This is a genomic window from Halomonas litopenaei, from assembly GCF_017303055.1.
Lineage (GTDB): Bacteria > Pseudomonadota > Gammaproteobacteria > Pseudomonadales > Halomonadaceae > Halomonas > Halomonas litopenaei_A.
In genome coordinates this window covers 67,492-88,288 of sequence record NZ_JAEKJT010000004.1, presented here as the reverse complement: position 1 = coordinate 88,288, position 20,797 = coordinate 67,492, and the positions used below count along the sequence as shown (strand labels likewise).

The 20,797-nt window shown below is 57.8% G+C and carries 17 protein-coding genes, 1 tRNA gene and 1 pseudogene; 12 read left to right on the top strand and 7 right to left on the bottom strand.

All coding sequences use genetic code 11. From position 1 onward, the window contains the following. Positions 1 to 88: 88 nt before the first annotated feature. Positions 89 to 1,081, top strand: coding sequence for a GlxA family transcriptional regulator (locus tag JF545_RS07795; protein ID WP_206941046.1), 993 nt, complete (start codon positions 89 to 91; stop codon positions 1,079 to 1,081). 529 nt (positions 1,082 to 1,610) lie between these two features. Here the strand turns inward: JF545_RS07795 and JF545_RS07790 are convergent. The 4 genes and pseudogenes from JF545_RS07790 to JF545_RS07775 all read right to left on the bottom strand — a co-directional run bounded on the left by JF545_RS07790 (position 1,611) and on the right by JF545_RS07775 (position 7,250). Then, the gene (locus JF545_RS07790; RefSeq protein ID WP_206941044.1) at positions 1,611 to 2,441 is read right to left on the bottom strand and encodes a hypothetical protein; all 831 of its coding nucleotides are present in this window, start codon (positions 2,439 to 2,441) and stop codon (positions 1,611 to 1,613) included. Between the two features lie 62 nt (positions 2,442 to 2,503). Next, positions 2,504 to 2,740: pseudogene (locus JF545_RS20215) on the bottom strand (integrase core domain-containing protein). Positions 2,741 to 3,625: 885 nt separating this feature from the next. Continuing rightward, positions 3,626 to 6,103 carry a hypothetical protein gene (locus tag JF545_RS07780; RefSeq protein WP_206941041.1) on the bottom strand — a complete coding sequence of 826 codons (2,478 nt, stop codon included), beginning with the start codon at positions 6,101 to 6,103 and terminating at the stop codon, positions 3,626 to 3,628. A 1,070-nt stretch (positions 6,104 to 7,173) separates the two neighbouring features. Beyond that, positions 7,174 to 7,250 (bottom strand) — tRNA-Arg (locus tag JF545_RS07775). A 133-nt stretch (positions 7,251 to 7,383) separates the two neighbouring features. Between JF545_RS07775 and JF545_RS07770 the strand changes: the two genes are divergently transcribed. Both JF545_RS07770 and JF545_RS07765 read left to right on the top strand, forming a co-directional pair. Continuing rightward, the gene (locus tag JF545_RS07770; protein WP_206941039.1) at positions 7,384 to 8,298 is read left to right on the top strand and encodes a methyltransferase domain-containing protein; all 915 of its coding nucleotides are present in this window, start codon (positions 7,384 to 7,386) and stop codon (positions 8,296 to 8,298) included. Further along, positions 8,295 to 9,281, top strand: a complete 987-nt coding sequence (locus JF545_RS07765) for a methyltransferase (RefSeq protein WP_206941037.1) — start codon at positions 8,295 to 8,297, stop codon at positions 9,279 to 9,281. Before JF545_RS07770 ends, JF545_RS07765 begins: the two co-directional genes overlap by 4 nt. An 18-nt stretch (positions 9,282 to 9,299) precedes the next feature. On the opposite strand, the gene greB is transcribed toward JF545_RS07765, so the two are convergent. Beyond that, the gene (gene greB / locus JF545_RS07760; RefSeq protein WP_206941035.1) at positions 9,300 to 9,851 is read right to left on the bottom strand and encodes a transcription elongation factor GreB; all 552 of its coding nucleotides are present in this window, start codon (positions 9,849 to 9,851) and stop codon (positions 9,300 to 9,302) included. 358 nt (positions 9,852 to 10,209) lie between these two features. Here greB and JF545_RS07755 point away from each other — a divergent pair, with 358 nt between their 5' ends. The 7 genes from JF545_RS07755 to JF545_RS07725 all read left to right on the top strand — a co-directional run bounded on the left by JF545_RS07755 (position 10,210) and on the right by JF545_RS07725 (position 16,365). Then, entirely contained in the window at positions 10,210 to 10,908 is a 699-nt protein-coding gene (locus tag JF545_RS07755) for a hypothetical protein (RefSeq protein WP_224851995.1), read from the top strand. A gap of 113 nt (positions 10,909 to 11,021) precedes the next feature. Next, positions 11,022 to 11,648, top strand: coding sequence for an NUDIX domain-containing protein (locus JF545_RS07750; protein WP_206941033.1), 627 nt, complete (start codon positions 11,022 to 11,024; stop codon positions 11,646 to 11,648). Position 11,649: 1 nt separating this feature from the next. Then, positions 11,650 to 12,099 carry a DUF1249 domain-containing protein gene (locus tag JF545_RS07745; RefSeq protein WP_206941031.1) on the top strand — a complete coding sequence of 150 codons (450 nt, stop codon included), beginning with the start codon at positions 11,650 to 11,652 and terminating at the stop codon, positions 12,097 to 12,099. Between the two features lie 124 nt (positions 12,100 to 12,223). Then, on the top strand, positions 12,224 to 12,961 hold the full coding sequence (locus JF545_RS07740) for a metallophosphoesterase (protein ID WP_206941029.1): 738 nt from the start codon (positions 12,224 to 12,226) through the stop codon (positions 12,959 to 12,961). Between the two features lie 224 nt (positions 12,962 to 13,185). Continuing rightward, positions 13,186 to 14,142 (top strand): sulfate adenylyltransferase subunit CysD, encoded by a 957-nt coding sequence (gene cysD, locus JF545_RS07735; protein ID WP_206941027.1) that lies wholly within the window; start codon positions 13,186 to 13,188, stop codon positions 14,140 to 14,142. Between the two features lie 126 nt (positions 14,143 to 14,268). Beyond that, complete coding sequence (gene cysN, locus JF545_RS07730; RefSeq protein ID WP_206941025.1) at positions 14,269 to 15,696, top strand: sulfate adenylyltransferase subunit CysN; 1,428 nt, start codon at positions 14,269 to 14,271, stop codon at positions 15,694 to 15,696. Positions 15,697 to 16,113: 417 nt separating this feature from the next. Next, entirely contained in the window at positions 16,114 to 16,365 is a 252-nt protein-coding gene (locus tag JF545_RS07725) for a Rho-binding antiterminator (RefSeq protein ID WP_206941024.1), read from the top strand. A 72-nt stretch (positions 16,366 to 16,437) separates the two neighbouring features. Here JF545_RS07725 and cmoB read toward each other — a convergent pair whose 3' ends face one another. Continuing rightward, positions 16,438 to 17,442, bottom strand: a complete 1,005-nt coding sequence (cmoB, locus tag JF545_RS07720) for a tRNA 5-methoxyuridine(34)/uridine 5-oxyacetic acid(34) synthase CmoB (protein WP_315899939.1) — start codon at positions 17,440 to 17,442, stop codon at positions 16,438 to 16,440. Continuing rightward, entirely contained in the window at positions 17,443 to 18,186 is a 744-nt protein-coding gene (cmoA, locus tag JF545_RS07715) for a carboxy-S-adenosyl-L-methionine synthase CmoA (RefSeq protein ID WP_206941022.1), read from the bottom strand. A gap of 178 nt (positions 18,187 to 18,364) precedes the next feature. Between cmoA and pgi the strand changes: the two genes are divergently transcribed. After that, positions 18,365 to 20,035 carry a glucose-6-phosphate isomerase gene (gene pgi / locus JF545_RS07710; RefSeq protein ID WP_206941020.1) on the top strand — a complete coding sequence of 557 codons (1,671 nt, stop codon included), beginning with the start codon at positions 18,365 to 18,367 and terminating at the stop codon, positions 20,033 to 20,035. Between the two features lie 93 nt (positions 20,036 to 20,128). After that, positions 20,129 to 20,764: a YqiA/YcfP family alpha/beta fold hydrolase gene (locus tag JF545_RS07705; RefSeq protein WP_206941018.1), complete on the top strand. Its 636-nt coding sequence runs from the start codon at positions 20,129 to 20,131 to the stop codon at positions 20,762 to 20,764. The last annotated feature ends 33 nt before the right edge of the window (positions 20,765 to 20,797 follow it).

Sequence of the window (20,797 nt, the reverse complement as noted above, 5' to 3'; positions counted from 1 at the left end):
TACGACGGTGGTCATCGACATTGGACAGGCCTATGGCATCCACATACAGTGTGTAAAATGACATAAAGTATGCGATTTACGACATCCTATGCCCCACGCAGCCATTCTCACTCTTGATCAGTGCTATGCATCGACTGCGGCGGGCTTTGCCGACATCCTGAATGTGGCAAATTCCCATCTGCGTCTTGCTCAGGCGCCGGTGTCGGCTTACTTTCACTGGGACTTTGTCTCAGCCGCGGGAGGCCCCGTCACCGCGAGCAATGGCCTTCCTTTGCAAACGCATCCGCTGGACACACGACAGCATTATGATCTGGTGTTCGTGCCTAGCGTTTTTTACGGCGGCTCGCGTGAGTTCGATCACTTCCTCGCACAGCAAGCGGGGGCAAGTGAGTGGCTGTTGCAGCAATGGAAAGCAGGGGCCTGGGTGGCAGCCAATTGCACCGGTACGTTTGTTCTTGCACAAACAGGCCTGCTGAATGAGCGAGTGGCCACTACCACATGGTGGCTTGAGCGCCAGTTTCGTGAGAGGTTCCCAGAGGTGGACCTTCGGCTTCAGTCCGTAGTGACGGAAGATGATCGCCTGATGTGCGCAGGCGCCTCAGCGTCGTACTTGATTCAGACGATACGTGTTATCGAGCGCTGTGCCGGACCTGTTATCGCATCGCAATGTGCGAAGACCATGCTGATAGATGTGAGTCAGGTGAGTCAGATTCCCTACCTCCCCTTGCTGGCGAGGAAGCAGCACTCAGATGCTCTGGTAAGCCGGGCCCAGCAGTGGCTGCAACGCCATATGTCGAAACGTGTGCGGATGACGGATCTTGCAAAAGCACTTGCTGTCAGCGATAGAACCCTGATCAGGCGCTTTCGCGCCGTCATGAATCAGACACCGCTGGTCTACCTGCAGGAGTTGCGGCTGGAAACAGCCCGTGCGCTCCTCGACAGCAGCTCCCATAGTGTTGAGGAAATTGTGGTTCAGGTTGGCTATAGCGACGTGAGCTCATTTACGAGGCTGTTTCGCCAACGCGTAGGACTTAGCCCTGGGGTCTATCGAGAGCGCTTTCATATGAAAACAGAGGGTTGAAGGTGGGGGCAATGCTCGCCGTAGCAGGACGTGACGCAAGACTACTCTATAGACCTCAGCATTATGGTCATGATGAAGGCGATAGCACATCAAGTTAGCTGTCTCTGACATGGCACAGATCCCTCGAATGCCGTATGACAGCCCAGAGCACAATAGTCCGCGCAGTGTGGTTGGCGAAACATCAGCACGTGATAGGAGTATCACGAGTGAGCGTGGGCCGTGAAGTGATGCTGGTTGTTCAAGAAGTAGGCGATGGTGTGGGATGCGTAGATGGCGCCCTCTGCAGGATTCGATTAGACCTGTTAACCATTTTTTGTATATGATTTTTTATGGTTTTTTAGATTTTTATTATGCCATTCGCTACACCATCTTTTCCCAACACACCGCTGTGCATCTATGCCCTCACAGCGAAGGGCGCGCCCCCTGCCCACTTTTGGCCAGAAGCGGACGTTGATACCTCGCTGATATCAACGACAGCGAACATGCACTGCTACCAATTGCAGGCGAAGCCGGCTTGTCCTAGTTAGCACTATTTGCCAAGTTTATCAAGTAGCTTCAATCTTATATAATCGAATGAAAACCTTTTGACCTGCTCGTTCTGAATATAGATACAATGGCCATATTTGTAGTCCCCATGATTTACCAAACCACTAGACTGACAAGGAGCACTGACAAAACCTAAGAATTTACCAAGAATAGATACTGCTACACCAAAGGTTTCACTAGACGGTACAAGTATTACAGAGGAACAGTCTCCAATTTCAGTCATCATCTTCAGAATATGAAATATATCATCACCTTCCTCAGGCGTATGAAATCGGGAATAGACTCGTGCAAGAGAATCTGTTGGTAAATTCTTCTTGTCCAAATTCATGATTTTCCTGAACTCATCAGTTTGCACACTTTGAACGAAATCATTGCCATAAGCATAGTACCCAGCAGCTAATGCTACCTTAGCAACAAACATAAGATCGATATCAATATCTATTTTGATATTTTTGCATTGAACTTGATGAGCTCGGGACTCCGAACGCTCTATTTTTTTCCTCTCTCGAAGATCAAAAAGTGAAAGTCCATCTTTACCAAACATAGCCTGAACAGGCGTGCCATCCATTAGCCTGGCATGTTTTACTGTTGGAATTGGATGCTTTTTGCTGTGCCCAACAGCACTCGCCTTGTCTCGATCAAACAAAACGAGAAAGTCATTCGCTAGTTTGCCATCCACTTTTGAACCAATGTCGTTATTAAACTTTCGGTCAACATCAATGACAAAATCATCGTGGCCACCAAGTGACAAGGGAAGTATATGCTCAGAGCTAGGGTCTGTTGTTTCTCTGTCAGTGTAAACACAATAAGTCATAATTTATTCATATCTCCCCAAGAGTGCTAACGCCGTGTAGTGCCCCCTGGTTTCTGCACGTCCTACGCAGCTAATGACGGGTGTGCTTGGGGTGCCACATAGCCGACAGACTGATGCGGCCGCTCTTCGCTGTAGTACCGATTCCAGCGGCTGATCACCGCTCAGGCCTGGCCCAGCGACTCGAAACGATGCTGCCAGATGCATTCTTCCTGCACGGGCCGGAAGAAGCGCTCGACCAGGCCGTTTTGCTCCGGGGTGGAGGGCGTCGTGAGCCCTTGTGTGGGCCCGTAGGCCTTCACCGTCGCCGTATAGTGCCGACTGCTGAAAACGAGGCCATTGTCAGAGCGTAGGGCCAGCGGTTGATGAATCCTTCCCAGTACGCCGAAGCGATGTACCAGCGCCTCTTCTAGCGCCGCTTCAGCCGTCTTGCTGCTGCCGTTGTCCTATCATCGCCAGCAAATAATCTCCTGCGTGCAACAGTCGATGATCACCGCCAGGCTCCGGGCCAGCGGCCGGAAGCCCTGGCACCGCTTGCCCGCCTCTCAGCCTTTGAGCCGCTGGATGCGCTGGTTCGGTTTGCGGTTCTCACCCAGCACGCTCACCAGGCGGCGATAGCCATAAGACGGAAACCGCTCAAGGGCCAGCTTCACACGTACGGCCAGAACTGCCTTGACCACCCGATGTCGAGGCTGGGGCCGATAGTAAATAGACTTGTGTGAGGGGCCCTGCCTCTGGCATAGCTTGACGAGTGATACCACATAACCCTCTTGGGCCTGTTCCGCTTACAGAGACACTACGGGCTCTCGTCCGCGTCGGACAGGCGGCGAAACAATTTTAGCGCATATATCTGTAGATGCGCCTCATCGATCCAGCGCTCAACCTCGGAAACGCTGAGATCATTCTGGCGTGCCACCTCATCCACTTGAGTCTTGCCTTGAAGATGTCCATGACCTCGGCGGATTTGCGCCTTGCAGCCCATCGCTTGATCGTGTTTTCGTCACTCATTCTGTCTTCTTAGCGGCTGCACTATGGCCTGTCGAGGTCTGGAGGTGGGCTCTTCAAAGTGACCATAGCGCTCCCCGTGGGTTACAAAGCGAGTATCTGAGATCCGACTGTCACGCCATGAGGGAACGACTATAGCCGATGAAGATGAGAATTAATAATAGCGTCTTATATGTTAACCCCTAGCTCTTTAAATCAAAATGATGAGTTTTGGCTCTATTTGCTTGTGAACGAAGACTAGATAGTCCTCTACTGACCATGTCTTTGTACTTTCTAATGTCTCTGAGGTTTTTAGCATCGTAACCTTTGTGAGTTCGGCTGTTTCTTTTTTCAGCTTTATCGAGAAGTTCGTTAGCTTGTAACAAGCGAGAATACTTTGTTTCATAATCGATTTCGTTTCTAAACGTGTAATATCTAGCTATAGCCTTTCTAAGAAGACAGAAAGACTCTGCTCGCCCCAGTTTACCTGCCTGGTCGATACGTGCATCCCCCCGTTTGATATCTCCTAGCCTATAGTAAACAAGTGCTAGACCTACTACTGCATCACAGTTGTTCTCATCAAGGTGTACCGATTTTTCTGAAACTCTTCTTGCATACTCATAATCATTGGCTTTGTTTAAAAGGAACCATGAAAATCTATCATGTAATGCAGAGTTAACCGGATCATCCTCTACCGCCATTTCATAAAACTCGATGGCATTGCGTATCTCTCCTTTTTCTGCAGCTATCTTAGCTGCTTTGGCATAATCACTCCTAAAGGCTTCAGCAACTCGATCTCGTTTGTATTCTTTTTCGATTTTTTCTCTTTCGATTGCATACTCATCAACTCTCCCGGCAATTTCCTTGATACGGGTTTTTTCGGTGTCATCCAACTTTGAAAATTGATTCAAAAAGAACCTTCGAGCCAAGCTAACAAGCTCGATAGAGTATGTACGACCATAGTCAGACATTATTGAAAAATGAGTTTCTTCTAGGCTCGACTGAAATTCAGTATGCTGAATTCCTATTTCTTGGCATACTTTTCCAATCGTACTTTGATCCATCGGGCTTGAAAGATGTATCAGACAAAGAAAAACATCGCTTTGAAGTTGTGTCATGCGTGCCCACGCATCCTCATATAAGAACTCCAAAAGCTCCTCGCTGGATTTTTTGAAAACGTTACTAATCGCTGCATCAATACCTACATCGGTTCGAGAAATATACTTAACTAGTGCTTCTAGCAGAATCGGCTTTTGCATCAGTTGACACGAAACTTTCCGTAGAGTCGATTCTCCCGCTTGTAAAATTGGCTTTGCATGAAACTCTTCTGCTAGTCTCCTCATAAGGTTTACGCTTTCTACTTCTGAGAGTCCGCCTACGACTATTGGCGTGGCTTCTATAAACTCTCGTCTTCTTGAGGTTATAATTACACGGCCTATCGATTTGCCAACTGCTTTGAAAAAGGCCCCAAGATCTCTTGCTTCATTCGAGTCAGTGGCAAGGGTCTCTGTATTATCAATGATTAGCAGTACATCATCTCGCGTAAATTTTTGGGATTGCAAGTTGGTTTTTACTTTGTCAATAAGTTCACGACCAGATGCAGTATACCAATCTTTTGATAGAACGGGGTGAAATAGCCTCATTAGTTCTCGGAGGCACTCGTCCATGATTGGCGATATACTTGTTAGATAAGTCAACCCACCTTCTGTCCATCGAGTCATCTTGGCAGTATGATAACTGAAAATAATGGGTGGAGTTCGGTTGAAATCATACTCATTTTCCAATAAGCGATTCAGCATTTCCAAGACTAATGTAGTCTTTCCATAACCTCCATCTCCATATACTAAGCAGTATCTGGAGTCTTCATCATCAAACCATTCTTTTAGATCATTGATCTCGTCCACTCTGCCTTCAAAAGTATCTGTTTGGCGCACAGGTATGTTGTGAAAAAAGGTATGGCTGTTATCGTTAACAATGACTTCGGCCAGCTCGTATTTGCTGCCCGATGAAATGCCGCTTGAGTTGAATACATTTTCATCATCAAGAGTTAGTGTGAACTCATGAGCGTTATTCCTCGATAATACCTGTCCTTTTAATTTCCAGATACCTTTTCTCGCGGTTATTGATAAGATTACGATGGCCTTTTTTTTGTAGGTCAAAGGTGTTTCTAATTTTAGACTTCCGAATTTTTTCGAAAGTATTAGGTCATCATTGTGATCAACTGTCGGTATGATGGGAGAAAATACTTCTAGGCAGTCTAGAAGTATTTCTTTGGTTTTTTCTGCCCATTCCTGTGAAAGTTGAGTGTCTATAACTCCATGGCCTTGCCTTTTGTTCCTAAATTCCACCCACTCTATAAGCTGCTTCGACAATGGTTTTTCAATGGACTTTGTGGCCTCAAACCACCCTTGTAGATATTGGTTGTCTAAATATCCTCGGATTTTTGGTGTGAGGATATCAATTATTTGTAATGGCACACCATCGGATGGTTTACAAAACCTAGTAGTCAGCTCAGAAAGTCCTACTTCATCGCTTGGTGTTTTTTGTTTTGTTATTTCAAAAGTTGAGATTACTGCAAGTTGGAGCAAAGATCTCAACGTCGCAGTTAAGTAAGACAGCCTATCATTATGGTTGTGTATATCATTAGACTCTGACAGGTGTTTTAAATATATTTCTTTCATTTTTTCGTCGCTTGTGAATAATTGTTGGTTGTCAATTAAATGATTTTGATTGGGTGGTGTGTTCTTTTAAGTGGCTGTTTGCGATTTTAGTTTTAATAGTGAATTAATGAAGTTCGGTATTCATAAATCTGAGCTTTTTTTGAGAAGATTGTTTCCTTCGCCCAGTAGCTGAGCTGCTTTCTCATGTCGCCAGTGATCATATTAATTCATCCGTGCGGCTTGATAAAAGCGGCTTTTCGGTAGTCTGTTCTTCAGGAGATAACCTGTACTATCGTGCCATTTGCTTTTTCACTGGCCCCACACTGCCCAAAGGAAGAGGAATTCACAGAAATATGGTGCTACTGTCACCCCTCTAGCCAACGTGCTGCGGAAATCTATGAATCAAGACATCAAAGGGCGCACCAAGGGCTCTTAGGAATAAATCACACTGAATTTGGCATAGAAATTTTCATGCTGCCACTCACGCTACTCTAACGCGTTGCATACTGGCCATAAATTCGCATGATTTCGCATGATCTTTGGTGACCCTCTACCACCGGCAGAGCCCAGTACTGGTGTGTATTGGCAGCCAGCGCATGAGTGCATTAAAACCGACGGGTTTAGCGCGCAGGCGGGGCGGGGTGTCGACAGCGCGCCAAAGTGGCGCACAGGAGGGGAGGGGGGCGGTGGCAACTGGGCGCTGGTGAGCCAGGAGAGCGCTTTACTCAAGGACGCCGATAGCAGCGTGTTTGATAGGGCTCACAAGGGATCAATCCCGCCGTATGGCGGGGTTGATGGGTAGGAAGCGTGTAGTAACTGCCGCTAGGCTGATGCGCTTTCCAGAGTTGCCTCCAGCTCTTTCAGATACCTTTAGGTCATAGCGCCCGGTAGCGTAGCGCTTTATATAAGTTGGCTATGTATGGCGTCCACGTTCAGCTTCTATGTATGGAGAGCAGTCACCCTACATGTGACCGTACAAGACTCGACGGTGTAGGAGCGTTGGGTGCTGGCTTGGCTTGCAGGATAAGTTCAGACGGAGCGAGGCGGTACGAGAATTTGCGAGGAAGGAGCGGGGGCGCGTGATGCAGTGATGGCGCCCTCTGCAGGATTCGAACCTGCGACCTGCCGCTTAGGAGGCGGCTGCTCTATCCTGCTGAGCTAAGAGGGCGTTGGGGCGGCATTATAAGCGGCTGACTCCACAAGATAAACCCGCAGTTGCCCGGTGAAGGGCGTGGGTGGGTGCCAGCGCCTGCCATGCTCGGTAGAATGCGCCTTTTGTGCGATCTCACTGGTTTCTGTCGATGTCCCAACCGTCACACGGCCCCGCTGCTTCGCTTTCCGAGGCGACCTGCTCGTCGCCAGCGGTCGATACGCCCGCAGCGTCCTCTTCGCTGTCGCCCCGTGGCGACCGCCATTTCGATGGTCTGGCCGACAAGTTCTCGGCCTCACTTTACGGCCACCTGCGCGGTGAGCTTCGCCTGTCCCTGCTGGATCGTCTGCTGCCCGAGATGCTCGAGTTGGCGCAGCAGCCGGTGCTAGACGTCGGGGCTGGCCTTGGCCAGCAGGCGCAGTGGTTCCTGCAACGGGGCCATCAGGTAACGCTGGCTGAGCCCTCTGCCGAGATGTTGGAGCGGGCCCAGGCGGGAATCGAGCAGGCCGCAGCCGGTCGCGAGCTGGCGGCCGACAAGGCGAGCTATCTGCCGCTGCCGCTGCAGGAGCTGGTCAGCGAGGTGCCGGGTCCCTGGCCCCTGGTGGTATGTCACGCGGTGCTGGAATGGTTGGGCAACCCTCGCGAGGCGATCTCTCACCTGGCCTCGTTGTTAGCCCCTGGCGGCCAGCTGTCACTGATGGTGTTCAATCGCGACGCGCTGAGGCTGTCCAATGTGGTCAAGGGCAACCTAGACAAGGCGCTGGAAGATCGCCTGGAAGGTAAGGGCCAACGCCAGCGGCTGACGCCGATTTCTCCCCTGCCCCATGCGCAGGTCACCGAATGGGCCGAGCAGGAAGGGCTTGTCTGTCAGGACGTGGCCGGTATCCGGGTGTTCCACGACTATCTACGTCGCCCCCCGCAGGACGATCGAGAGTTGGAAAAGCTGGTGGCGCTGGAACACCGCTATTGCCAGATGGATCCACACTGGCGCCTGGGGCGCTATCTGCTTTACACCTTTCGCCGCCCCTTGCCGGCAGACGCCAAGCGTCAGGAGATAACACCATGAGTGCCGACACCGCTGTATGCCAGCTGCTTGAGCGTCAAGACGCGGACTATCGTGGCTGGTGGTGGGTCGCGCCGCCGCGAGATAGCTGGCTGGAGGCCGGGGAGGGCTGTCTGGTCAGCGCTGACGTCTCGGTACGGGCTGCCTGGGAAGCGCGCCAGCGTTCGGCGCTGTCGCCCTTCAGTACGGAGCCTGCGTCACCCCCGGGGGCGGTACTGTTCTGGCCGAAGGCGCACGCCTTGGGGGAATGGTGGCTGCTGTGGTTGTGCCAGACCCTGCCCGAGGGCACGCCGCTGCAGCTGGTGGGGGAGCACCAGGGGGGCATCAAGCGAGTGCTCAAGGTCCTGGCGGCGCTGGGCATGGGCTGTCGCAAGCTCGACAGCGCACGCCGCTGTTCGCTGTTCGAGACGCGCACCAGCGCACTGGCGCTGGATCCTGAAGCAGTCTGGACCTCGTTCGAGGCGGCGGGCCTGCAGCTGTCGAGTCATCCGGGGGTGTTTGGCCACGGCAAGTTCGATGAGGGCACGCAACTGCTGATCGAACAGCTGGAGCAGCAGCTACCCCAGGGCAAGGTGCTGGACATGGGCTGCGGTGACGGCATTCTGGCGGCCTGGATGGCGCAGCTGGGGCGTGATGTCACGGCGGTGGATGTCAGCGCCTTTGCGGCAGAAGCCACGCGGCGCACGCTCAAGGCCAACGGGCTGACGGGGGAGGTGCTGGAAAGCGATGTCTATTCGGCGCTGGACGGCCAGCGCTTCACAGCGATTGTCAGTAACCCGCCCTTTCACCAGGAACGGTCCATCGACTACGGCCCGGCGGCCCGGTTGATTCAGCAGGCGCCGGACCATCTCGATGCTGGCGGCCAGCTAATCCTCGTGGCCAACGCCTTCTTGCCCTATGCCGACCCTCTTGAGCGGGCCTTCGGTAGCTTCGAGATCCTGGCCGACAACGGGCGTTTTCGCGTGTACCGCGCGGTGCGTCGCTGAAGCGCCTGTGAGCTTCGCTCAGCGGCCTGCGGTCTTGCCTGGCGTGCGGTAGTGAATCTCGGTGATCAACCAGGTGGTCTCGCCGCCCGGCGCGGCCACCGTCACCTCGTCATCCAGTGACTTGCCCAGCAGGGCCTTGGCCAAGGGCGCATCTACGCTGATCCAGCGCTTGCTGGTATCGGTCTCGTCGTGGCCGACGATGCGCAGCGACATCTCTTCGCCGTCTTCGTCCTCCAGGGTGACGAAGGCACCGAAGAACACTCGGTCGGTGTCGGCGGGAAGTCGGTCGATGACCTGCAGCTCGTCCAGGCGCTTGGTCAGGTAGCGAATGCGCCCGATGACGCGGTTCAACTCCTTCTTGTTATAGGTGTAGTCGGCGTTTTCGCTGCGGTCCCCCAGCGCTGCCGCTTCCCCCACCTTGGCCGACAGCTGTGGTCGCTTGACCCGGCTGAGGTGGTCAAGGATTCCCCTGAGGCGATCAGCGCCTTCCTGAGTGATCAGGTTGCTCTTGGGTTCCTGGCGCGGGTCCTTGGCCGGGTCACGCCAACGTGTCATGTTGCGGCCTTTCATGGCGATCCTCGGTGAGTCGTTGAAACAGACAAGGTCCACGAGGGTGCCGCGACTTGGGCCGCTGCGCAAGCGCCTTGGGTGGTGGGGGAAAGGCCGGGGGAGCGATGCAGTGATCGTTCAGCCAGAATGCGACTGGCGAATAAATCAAACGTTCGTTACATTTCGAGGAGGGCGCCAGAACGCGATGTGGTTTCTCGTATCGGGCTACACCCCGGCCGGTCAGTACCCGGCATTGCTTGGCCTGATTGCTTGGCCTGATTGCTGGGTCTGAATGCTGGGCCTGATCGCTCAGTTCGGCCGCCCACCATGACCACCCAGCATCAGGGTGCATCACAATAACAGTATCCGGAGCCGCCAAATGTCACGAACTCTGTTTTCCACCTCGCCTGATGTTCCATCCGTGTCCTTGCGCCAACGTCCGCGTCGGCTGCTGGCCACAACGGCGCTGACGCTTGTCACCCTGTCCGCTTGCCTCGCCAGTGGTGTGGCGCTGGCCTGGCAGGGTGAGCTCGACCAGATTAAGAATCGCTGGGAGAGCGTTACCACCTCGAGCGCCCTGTCGGCCCAGGAAGCCCCGTTGACGGCGCTGGCCGCCGAGGCCCGGGCGTTGAGTTCGGCCAATCCCAACGTCAGCGAACTGCTGGTGTGGGAGGGCATCATCGAGGCGTCGCTGGCCAAGGCCAAGGGCGGACTCGGCGCGCTGGACAACGCCAAGGCAGCGCGCCGCGCGCTGGAGCGGGCCATCGCACTGGATGCCAACGGCCTCGAAGGCTCGGCCTACGTGACCCTGGGAGCACTGTACGACCGCGCGCCGGGCTGGCCGGTCGCCTTTGGCGATGACGACAAGGCCGAGGAGATGTTCAAGCGCGCGCTGGCGATTCGCCCGGGTGGGGTGGACGTCAACTACTACTATGCCGCTTACCTGGCCGATGAAGGCCGCGACGCCGAGGCCCGCCAGCACGCGGAGAAGGCCATCAATGGCGCGGTTCGCGCCGGTCGCGAGGCCTCGGACCAGGCGCTCAAGGCCGAGGCGCGCGCACTGCTCAACGAGCTCTGACCCCCGCCGACTTCCCTGTTGTTTTCCGCCTTGACAGGAGGCCCCACCTGGACTCGCCTTGTGGGGCCCATGACCGATCCGGATAATGGTCCGATCTGTCAGCGGAGGCCCCCATGCCGGAAACGAGCCACATTGATGCCCCCTTCACCGTTCAGGATGTCGAGCTGGTGTCACGGGACTGCCTGTACCAGGGATTCTTTCGCCTGGACAAGCTGACCTACCGCCATCGCAAGTTCGAAGGCGGCTGGAGCGAGCCCGTGGTGAGGGAAGTCCACAGTCGTCACGATGCGGTGGGCGTCATGCTTTATGATCCCGAGCGCGACAGCGTCGTGCTGGTGGAGCAGATTCGCGCGGGAGCGCTGCAAGACCCCCATACCCCGTGGAAGCTGGAATGCGTGGCCGGGCTGGTTGACAAGGATGAGTCGCTGGAAGATGTGGCTCGTCGCGAAGCGTTGGAAGAGGCGGGCTGCGAGGTCGGTGACCTCATCCTGCTGCATAGCTACTATCCTAGTCCTGGTGCCTGCGACGAACGCGTGACGCTGTTCTGCGGGCTGGTCGACACCCGTGGGCTGGGCGGGGTGCATGGCCTTGATGAAGAGCATGAAGATATTCGCGTGCATGTGTTGCCCTTCCAGCGGGCCTGGGAACTTCTCGGCCAGGGACGACTCGATAACGCCATGTGCCTGATCGGTTTCCATTGGTTGGCTGCCGAACGCGCATCGTTGAGAGCAAGGAGGTAACGTGACCCATCGCAGCGCTTATGTAACGGACTTGCGCACCCTGCAAAGCGAGTGCACCGCCAATTACATCCGTCTGTCTCGGCTTCTGGGTGACCTGGAGGAGGGCGAGATTCGCGACGTCGAGCTGCGCAATGGTGAGCGGCGCCTGGGCGCGCTGCGTCTGCACGTCGAAGAGTTGGCTCCTTACACCACCATTGTTCGCGTGACCCAGGAAGGCGTTCTCGACAGCGTCATCGACAGCCCGCGCATGCGAGTGCACCTGTACCACGACGTGCGCATGGCAGAAGTCACCGACTTTCAGCGTCGGCGGCATTTCGATGGGCGCTATCGCTATCCCAACGCGCACATGCATCAGCCGGATGAAAAGCTGCAGATCAATCGCTTCCTCGGCGAATGGCTGGATCACGGCTTGGCCCATGGCCACTCCCTGGACCTTCCTCAGCTGCCCTGACCTCAGCTCCGGGCCCAACCTCTGATCTCGATCGCTTGCGCTCGACGCTGTCTGCGATACCCTGACCCTGCGCTGGCCCTCCTGGCGGAGGGCTTTCCTTGGTTTGGGCTGTCGAGACATTGCCATGCGTTTGATCCAGCTTAGCGATTGCCACCTGTATGCCGATCCCATGGCTCGCTCCCGACGGGGCCTGCCCGCTCGCCAGCTCGAGGCGGTCATCGCCGCGGTGGATCTGGACCGGCCAGACCTGGTGATGGTGACCGGTGACATCGCCCAGGATGAATCCGAAGGCGCGTACCGCCTGGCCACAGAGCGTCTGGCAGCGCTGGACTGTCCGTGGTTCTGGCTGCCCGGCAATCATGATGACCTGGCGCTGATGAGTGCAGAGCGAGAGGTGCTGGCAGAGGTCGACGCGGGAGCCTGGCGAGTGCTCAAGCTCAATACCCAGATACCGGGCGAGGCCAGCGGCCGGGTGGGCGAGGATGCCCTGGCTGCGCTCGACCAGCGGCTAGGCCAGGAGCTTCGTCCCACCGTGATCGTCATGCACCATCCCCCCATGGTCGTGGGCAGTGCCTGGATCGACGCCCTGGGGCTTGAGGATGCCGATGACTTCTGGGACGTGGTGGGACGATATCCGCAGGTAAAGATGGTCCTGTGCGGTCATGTGCACCAGGCCTTCCATGGCACCAGGGCACTGCCTGATGGTCAGGTAGAGGTGTATGCCTGTCCGGCTACCTCGGATCAGTTTCTGCCTGGCAGCGATGAGTTCGCCGTGGATGAGGCGTCCCGGCCAGGCTATCGCGTGGTGGACCTGAAGCGAGGGGGGGAGTGGCTGACCTGGGTGGAACGGGTCGAGCTGTAGCCAAGCGCTGCTGACATACCTGCGCCCACGTCCGGTGCCCCTTGCTTGGGCACTGATGGTTGTTGGGCGCGGAGGGTCGTTGGACGTAGTTGGTCGTTGTGTGCGCTTGGGCAAAAGTTCTTATGGTTCTAAAAAGATAGTTATTAATTCTTTTACGTTATTATTCCCTTCGCAGTATCCTCGCTGGCATCTTCCTTATTTCCGTCATGCGAGGTGTCCCGGTCATGACCAGCCTTTCCGCACCAGCCCGCGAGAGAGCCGCTCAGGCTTCTCTTACGCCGAAGCGACTGACTCACCTCAAGCAGCTTGAGGCCGAGTCCATCCACATTATCCGTGAGGTGGCCGCCGAGTTTTCCAACCCGGTGATGCTGTACTCGATCGGCAAGGATTCTTCGGTGATGCTGCACCTGGCGCGCAAGGCCTTCTATCCGGGGCCGCCGCCGTTCCCGTTGATGCACGTGGACACCACCTGGAAGTTCCGCGAGATGATCGCCTTCCGCGACCGTATGGCCGAAGAGGCGGGCATGGAGCTGATCGTCCATACCAACCAGGAAGGCAAGGCTGCCGGGATCAACCCGTTCGACCATGGGTCCAGCGGTTACACCGACGTGATGAAGACCCAGGCGCTGAAGCAGGCGCTGGACAAGTACGGGTTCGACGCTGCCTTCGGTGGTGCCCGCCGTGATGAAGAGGCCAGCCGGGCCAAGGAGCGCGTGTTCTCGTTCCGTGACAAGCATCACCGCTGGGACCCTAAGAATCAGCGCCCCGAGCTCTGGAACCTGTACAACGCTCGCATCAACAAGGGCGAGTCGATTCGCGCTTTCCCGCTGTCCAACTGGACCGAGCTGGACATCTGGCAGTACATCTATCTCGAAAACATCGACATCGTGCCGCTGTACTTTTCGGCCCCGCGTCCGGTGGTCGAGCGTGACGGCATGCAGATCATGGTCGACGACGAGCGCATGCCCCTGGCCGAGGGCGAGCAGCCCGAGGAAAAGTGGGTGCGCTTCAGGACCCTGGGCTGCTACCCGCTGACCGGTGCGGTGGAGTCGAAGGCCCAGACCCTGCCTGAGATCATCCAGGAGATGCTGCTGACCCGTACCAGCGAGCGCTCCGGCCGCGCCATCGACCACGATCAGGCCGGCTCCATGGAGAAGAAGAAGCGCGAAGGCTACTTCTGACGACGGCACCGACCGCACTCAGCCACGCGCCTTGCCCCGGCCGACAGTGACCGGGGACAAGGACGCAGATGACAGATCAAGGGCCGGACGTCCAGCGCGACGTCGGGTCACCCATAGGGGTACAGCATGTCTCACCAGTCCAGTCTGATTGCTGACAACATCGAGCAGTATCTGCACGAGCACGAAAACAAGGACCTGCTCAGGTTCATCACCTGCGGGAGCGTCGATGACGGCAAGTCGACCCTGATCGGTCGCCTGCTGCACGATTCCAAAATGATCTTCGATGACCAGTTGGCGGCCATCACCCAGGCCTCCAAGACCAAGGGCACCACCGGCGAGGAGGTGGATCTGGCGCTGCTGGTCGATGGTCTGCAGTCGGAGCGCGAGCAGGGCATCACCATCGATGTGGCCTATCGCTTCTTCTCCACCGACAAGCGCAAGTTCATCATCGCCGACACCCCGGGGCACGAGCAGTACACCCGCAACATGGCCACCGGTGCCTCCACCGCGGGCCTGGCGGTGATTCTGATCGACGCCCGTTACGGCGTGCAGACCCAGACCCGTCGTCACAGCTTTATCGCTGACCTGCTGGGCATTCAGCACCTGGTCATCGCGGTCAACAAGATGGACCTGGTCGACTACGCCGAGGAGCGCTTCGACGAGATCGTCGCCGAGTATCGGGCCTTTGCCGAGCAGCTGTCGGCGTCGGACATTCGTTTCGTACCGCTGTCTGCCCTCAAGGGCGACAACGTGGTCGAGCGCGGCGACAACCTGAACTGGTACCAGGGCCCGGCCCTGCTCGAGCTGCTGGAAACGGTGGAAGTCAGCCGCGACCAGAACCTCAGTGACCTGCGTTTCCCGGTGCAGTACGTCAATCGTCCGAACCTCGATTTCCGGGGGTATGCAGGCACCCTGGAGGCGGGCATCCTTCGCCCTGGCCAGTCGGTCAAGGTGTTGCCGTCCAACAAGCTCAGCAAGGTCGAGCGCATCGTGACCTTCGACGGCGACCTGGATGACGCTTATCCGGGGCAGGCGATCACCGTGACCCTGGAAGACGAGATCGACATCTCTCGCGGCGACTGGCTGGTGGCAGCCGATGCCGACATCACCCTGTCGAGTGCCTTCGACGCCGATATCGTGTGGATGCATGACGACGCGCTGGTGCCTGGTCGCCAATACGATATCCGCATGGCCGGGCGTGCCGTGTCCGGACAGGTCGAGGCGATTCACTACCAGGTCGACGTCAACACCCTGGAGCGTCACCAGGCGCAGCAGCTTGAGCTCAATGCCATCGCTCGCTGCCGGGTAGCGCTGACAGCCGAAGTGCCGATCGACGACTATGCGAAGATTGCCGGCACCGGCAGCTTTATCGTCATCGATCGTCTGACCAACGTCACCGTCGGCGCCGGCATGATTCGGGGTGCCGCCAGTGCCGAGGGCGCGTCTGTCGGGGAAGTCGACTGGGCAGGTTTCGAGCTGGAGCTCAACGCCCTGGTTCGCAAGTACTTTCCCCACTGGGAAGCCAAGGATGTACGTGACCTGCTGAACCGCTGACGCCGTCAAGGCAGTGCGAACAAGGCTCCTGCGTGCTGACGCAGGAGCCTTTGTTATGTGCGGGGATGGCCGTTCTGGATAGCCGATGGAAGCATCCGCTGGATCAGGAATGGTAGCTCGAATTGGCGCAATACCAGCGCTCTTTCTGAGCGGCAAGGCTCGTGCTTTTCGGTGAAACTAACGCGGTTTGTGCAGCCAAATGGTGCCGCGCTGGTATCTGGGCTAGACCAAAGGCAGGATGCCTCGCATGTGAGATATGTCACATGTCACGGCATCGACAGGGCGACGCATATCGGCAATCTCAACGTGATCCACAGATCTCGACACTGGTGAGTTAATACTTAGGCGAGTTGATAGCTAGGTGAGTTGTTACCTAGGTGAGTGAACACCTGAGTGAGTTGATTAACAGGGGAGGGCATGAGCATGGTGGCTTGCCATCTCTACGATAATATTGAACTTGCTTGCTTGTACCATTTTCCGGTCAAGCTTTCCTTGAAGGGTGGGGTCGAAAAACAGGGGGAAGCGGTAGACACCTCGTTCAACGAGGACCATGAGGAGTGCTTGTCGCTACGCACCGAAGGAGGTGACCGGCTGGTGGTGCTCAATGACATCACCCGCATGGAGGTGCTGGTCGACAACCCTCACTTCATGGTGCTGGACTTCGTCTGACACCTGCAGTCGCGATGGCGTGCTGAATGACGACGCCCTGCCGATAGACTCGGCAGGGCGTCTTGCCGTCGGTCATGCTGGCCGGGTGGCGATGATCACCGCACGCCGTGGTGCCGGATGTCCCTCTCGGGTGAGTTGGGGGTTCTCTGGATCAAGAAAATCATTCAGTGATTGAAAGGTCATCCAGTCCGTCGCGCGCTGTTCGTCCAGGCTGGTGGGGCCTTCATCGACAACGCGCACGTCACAGAATCCGACCTTTTCAAGCCAGCCAACCAAGGCCTTGGACGACGGCAGGAAGTAGACGTTGGGCATCGCGGCGTAGCGGTCTCCCGGCACCAGCACGCGGGTTTCATCGCCCTCGACCACCAGGGTTTCCAGCACCAGCTCGCCACCGCGACGCAGGGCGTCCCGTAGCTGTATCAAGTGTTCCAGCGGTGATGGACGGTGGTAGAGCACGCCCATGGAAAACACCGTGTCGAAGAAGCCGAGCCGATCAGGGACGTCTTCGATACCGACCGGCAGGAAATGGGTGCGTCCGCCATCGGCCTCGCCGACGAAGTGCTTGACGGCCTGGAACTGCCAGTAGAAGCGCGGCGATGGATCAATGACCAGCACGAAGTCGGCCCCGGCCCCGGCCATGCGCCAGGCGTGGTAGCCATTGCCTCCACCGACGTCGAGCACCTTGCGGCCCCGCAGCGGCGCCAGGTACGGCGCCAGGCGCTGCCATTTCCAGTCCGAGCGCCATTCGGTATCAATGGTGATGCCAGCCAGCCGGTAGGGCCCCTTGCGCCAAGGGATCAGCGCCCGAAGCAGGTTCTCGCTTTGACGCTGACGGCTCTCATCCAGCTCAAGTGATACCTCGACGGTGTCCTGGTCAAGGTGGACCTGGCGTTTGTCGGGTAGCGCCGGGAGCTTGGCCACGGCCTTTTCCCAGGCGGGAAGGTCACCATGACGCTGACGGTCCAGACCGCTGGCAAACTGTTCGGGCAGTCTGGCAAGCCAGGTGCCCATGCCGGCGTGGCGAAAGGAGTGTTCAAGGAAGGCGCGATACAGGTCACGCTGATGCTCGGGGATCACTCAAGCCTCCTTGAAGGCAATCATGGAGGCGAAGTTCAGGTACTGAAACCAGGTCAGCGAGCGGCCGAAGCCAGCATCTGCCAGGCGCTGATGATGCTGCTCAAGGGTATCGGGAATCAGCACGTTCTCGAGGGCGTTGCGTTTCTGGCTGATTTCCATGTCGCTGTAGCCGTTGGCCCGCTTGAAATCATGGTAGCGCTCCACCAGCCAGGCGTTGTCCTGCTCGTCGCCGGACTTGATCTTCTCCGACAGCACCAGCACGCCGCCGGGCTCCAGCGCCTGATACAGCCGTGCCAGCAGGTCGTTGCGATCTTCCGGTGCCAGGAACTGCAGCGTGAAATTGAGCACGATCATGCCGCTGGGGCGGTAATCGATGTGACGGATGTCCCCTTCGATGACCTCGATGGCGTGCTCGGGACACTCCTCTGCCAGGGTCTGACGTGCCCGTTCCACCATGGCCGGGGACAGGTCGATGCCGGTCAGGGTGAAGGCGTCCCGCGGAAGCTGGCCGGCCAGCGCCAGGCCTACGGCGCCCAGCGAGCAGCCAAGGTCGTAGACGTGGGCGCCGTGGCGTAGATGGCGCTCGGCCAGCACGCCCAGCATGCCAAGGATCTGGCCGTAGCCGGGAACGGACCTGCGGATCATGTCGGGGAAGCAGGCGACGACACGCTCGTCGAACGAAAAGCGCGCTACCTTGTCCAGGGGTGTGGAAAAGATGGCGTCACGGTAAGATGCGTCACTCATGGATTGCCAGTGTTGTCGGGCTCGGGGGCTGTGATTGTACGCGTCCTGGGCCCGTGCTGCACGATGAGGCAGCTGCCGTCGCTGACCCGTCACACCTTTGACCTGGGGAACCGTCGCAGACGTGACATGGATGCAGCCAAGGCTGCCGCTCCCCAGACTATGCCCAAGGAGAGGATAGATGCCGACGATCGACCAAACCCAGGCCTGGCGGTCCCTGCAGGACAAGGCCCAACAGGTAGGACAGCGCCACCTGTGCGACATGTTCCGTCAGGACCAGGGGCGTTTCGCCACCTTCAGCCGGGAAGCGGCTGGCCTCAAGCTGGACCTGTCGAAGCAGCGTTGGGATCAGGACACCCTCGCGGATTTGCTGCGCCTTGCCGAGGAGGCAGGGGTGCCGGCAGCCACTCAGCGTCTGCTGGCCGGCGAGAAGGTCAATATCAGCGAGGATCGGCCTGCCTTGCATACCGCCTTGCGTCTGCCCGCCGATGCGACGCTGGTGGTCGAGGGGGAAGACCTGGTGCCGGCGGTGCATGCCACCCTGGACAAGATGGCCACCATGGTCGAGCGCTTCCACTCGGGGCAGTGGCGCGGCGCTACCGGCAAGCCGATTCGTGATGTGGTCAACCTGGGGGTGGGCGGCTCCGACCTCGGGCCGCTGATGGTGACCCACGCCCTGGCCGACTATCGTCCTCAGGGGACTCATCCGGTGGAGGTCCATTTCGCCTCGACCATGGACGGCTCGCAGCTGGTCGACTACCTGACGCGCTTCGATCCTGAAACCACGCTATTCGTGCTGTCGTCAAAATCGTTCACCACGATCGACACCCTGTCCAACGCTAATACGGCGCGGGACTGGCTGCTGTCCCGGCTGGTGGGCTCGCGCCAGGAAGGCGTCGACCATGAGCTGGTACTGCGTCAGCACTTCATCGGCGTATCCGCCAGTCCCGAGAAGATGGCCGAGTGGGGCATCGCCTGTGATCACCAGCTCGAATTCTGGGAGTGGGTCGGTGGGCGCTACTCGCTGTGGGGGGGCATTGGTCTGCCCATCGCACTGGTGATCGGGATGGAGGGCTTCCGTGCCCTGTTGGCCGGTGCCCATACCATGGACGTGCATTTCCAGAAGGCGCCCTTGGCCGACAATCTGCCGGTGCTGCTGGCCCTGGCCGGTATCTGGAACAACAACTTCCTGGACATCCGAGCCCACTCGATCTTGCCCTACGACGGCCGACTGGAGTACTTCGCCGCCTATCTCGAACAGCTTGAGATGGAGTCCAACGGCAAGTCGGTCACCAATGACGGTGACACGGTGGACTATTCCACCTGCCCGGTGCTGTGGGGACAGCTCGGTCCCAACGCCCAGCATGCGTTCTACCAGTTGCTGCACCAGGGCACCCAGGCGGTGGAGTGTGACTTCATTGCGCCCCTGGCGCGCTACGAGGATGTCGAGGATCCGGCCACCCGTGAGCACCTGATGGGTCAGCACCGCCTGACTCTGGCCAACTGCTTTGCCCAGTCGCGCGTGTTGATGCTGGGTGATGACGCCATCGCCGAGGACGGCCCACGGCCCGAGCACAAGCGTTATCGTGGCAATCAGCCCTCCACCACCTTGCTGCTGGAGCGGTTGACGCCGGAAACCCTGGGCGCCTTGATTGCGCTGTACGAGCACAAGGTGTTTGTGCAGGCGACCATCTGGGGCATCAATCCCTTCGACCAGTGGGGCGTTGAACTGGGCAAGAAGATCGCCAACGAGACCCGTGACATCATTGAAGGCCGTCAGGGTCTTGATGATATGGACGATTCCACCCGAGGCCTGATCGAGGCAACCTGGCAGGCCTCGCGGGAGCGCTGAAGCGATCACAGTTCCCGCTGGCTCCCTGCCTCCCGCAGTGGGTCAGCGGGGCGGTCCTGTCAGCAAACTGGCCATTTATACAGGTTTTCCGTTATGCTGAGCCCCATGACGCCTCAGACGTCGCCAGTCGCCACCGGCATCTTGTACCTGCACGGGTTCAATAGCGCCGGGGCGTCGCCAAAGGCACGCCTGGTCAAGGCCGCCTGCGACGCACTGGACCTGCCCTGCGAGACCCCGGATCTGCCGTCGCGCGCCGTCGATGCGCTGGCGCTGGGCGAGTCCTTGACGTCGCGTCTCGGGCCGCAGCCGCTGGTCATGGGCAGTTCCATGGGTGGCTTTCTGGCCACGGTATTGGCCGAGCGACACGGGCTCAAGGCGGTATTGGTCAATCCGGCGGTGCGCCCGGCGCGGCTGGTCGATACTATGCTGGGCCAGAGCTTTGTGAACGCCTATACCGGAGAACGCTTCGTGGTCGAGCAGGGGCATCGTGACCAGGTGGCCCAGCTGACGCCCGAGAGCGTGACCCCGTGGCGTTACCTGCTGCTGCTGGTGACCCAGGACGAGACATTGAACAGTCACGATGCGTTCGAGGCCTATCGCGGCGCCAGAGCGGTGCTGCATCCCGGAGGGGAGCACGGCTTCAATGCCCTGGCCGATTACCTGCCAGCGGTGTTCGCCCACGCCGGGCATCGCCTTGAACCAGGCGTGATGGCGCCGGTGATGGACTAGGCGCAGGCCCTCGCGACTGGCGCCAAGGCAGAA

Bases quoted from the DNA above. Each gene is read 5' to 3' on its own strand.
- JF545_RS07795 (WP_206941046.1), top strand. From the start codon at position 89: ATGCCCCACGCAGCCATTCTCACTCTTGATCAGTGCTATGCATCGACT.
- JF545_RS07770 (WP_206941039.1), top strand. From the start codon at position 7,384: ATGTCCCAACCGTCACACGGCCCCGCTGCTTCGCTTTCCGAGGCGACC.
- JF545_RS07755 (WP_224851995.1), top strand. From the start codon at position 10,210: ATGTCACGAACTCTGTTTTCCACCTCGCCTGATGTTCCATCCGTGTCC.
- JF545_RS07750 (WP_206941033.1), top strand. From the start codon at position 11,022: ATGCCGGAAACGAGCCACATTGATGCCCCCTTCACCGTTCAGGATGTC.
- JF545_RS07705 (WP_206941018.1), top strand. From the start codon at position 20,129: ATGCTGAGCCCCATGACGCCTCAGACGTCGCCAGTCGCCACCGGCATC.
- cmoA (WP_206941022.1), bottom strand. From the start codon at position 18,186: ATGAGTGACGCATCTTACCGTGACGCCATCTTTTCCACACCCCTGGAC.
- greB (WP_206941035.1), bottom strand. From the start codon at position 9,851: ATGAAAGGCCGCAACATGACACGTTGGCGTGACCCGGCCAAGGACCCG.
- JF545_RS07780 (WP_206941041.1), bottom strand. From the start codon at position 6,103: ATGAAAGAAATATATTTAAAACACCTGTCAGAGTCTAATGATATACAC.
- cysD (WP_206941027.1), top strand. From the start codon at position 13,186: ATGACCAGCCTTTCCGCACCAGCCCGCGAGAGAGCCGCTCAGGCTTCT.
- JF545_RS07790 (WP_206941044.1), bottom strand. From the start codon at position 2,441: ATGACTTATTGTGTTTACACTGACAGAGAAACAACAGACCCTAGCTCT.
- cysN (WP_206941025.1), top strand. From the start codon at position 14,269: ATGTCTCACCAGTCCAGTCTGATTGCTGACAACATCGAGCAGTATCTG.
- JF545_RS07765 (WP_206941037.1), top strand. From the start codon at position 8,295: ATGAGTGCCGACACCGCTGTATGCCAGCTGCTTGAGCGTCAAGACGCG.
- pgi (WP_206941020.1), top strand. From the start codon at position 18,365: ATGCCGACGATCGACCAAACCCAGGCCTGGCGGTCCCTGCAGGACAAG.
- JF545_RS07740 (WP_206941029.1), top strand. From the start codon at position 12,224: ATGCGTTTGATCCAGCTTAGCGATTGCCACCTGTATGCCGATCCCATG.
- JF545_RS07725 (WP_206941024.1), top strand. From the start codon at position 16,114: ATGAGCATGGTGGCTTGCCATCTCTACGATAATATTGAACTTGCTTGC.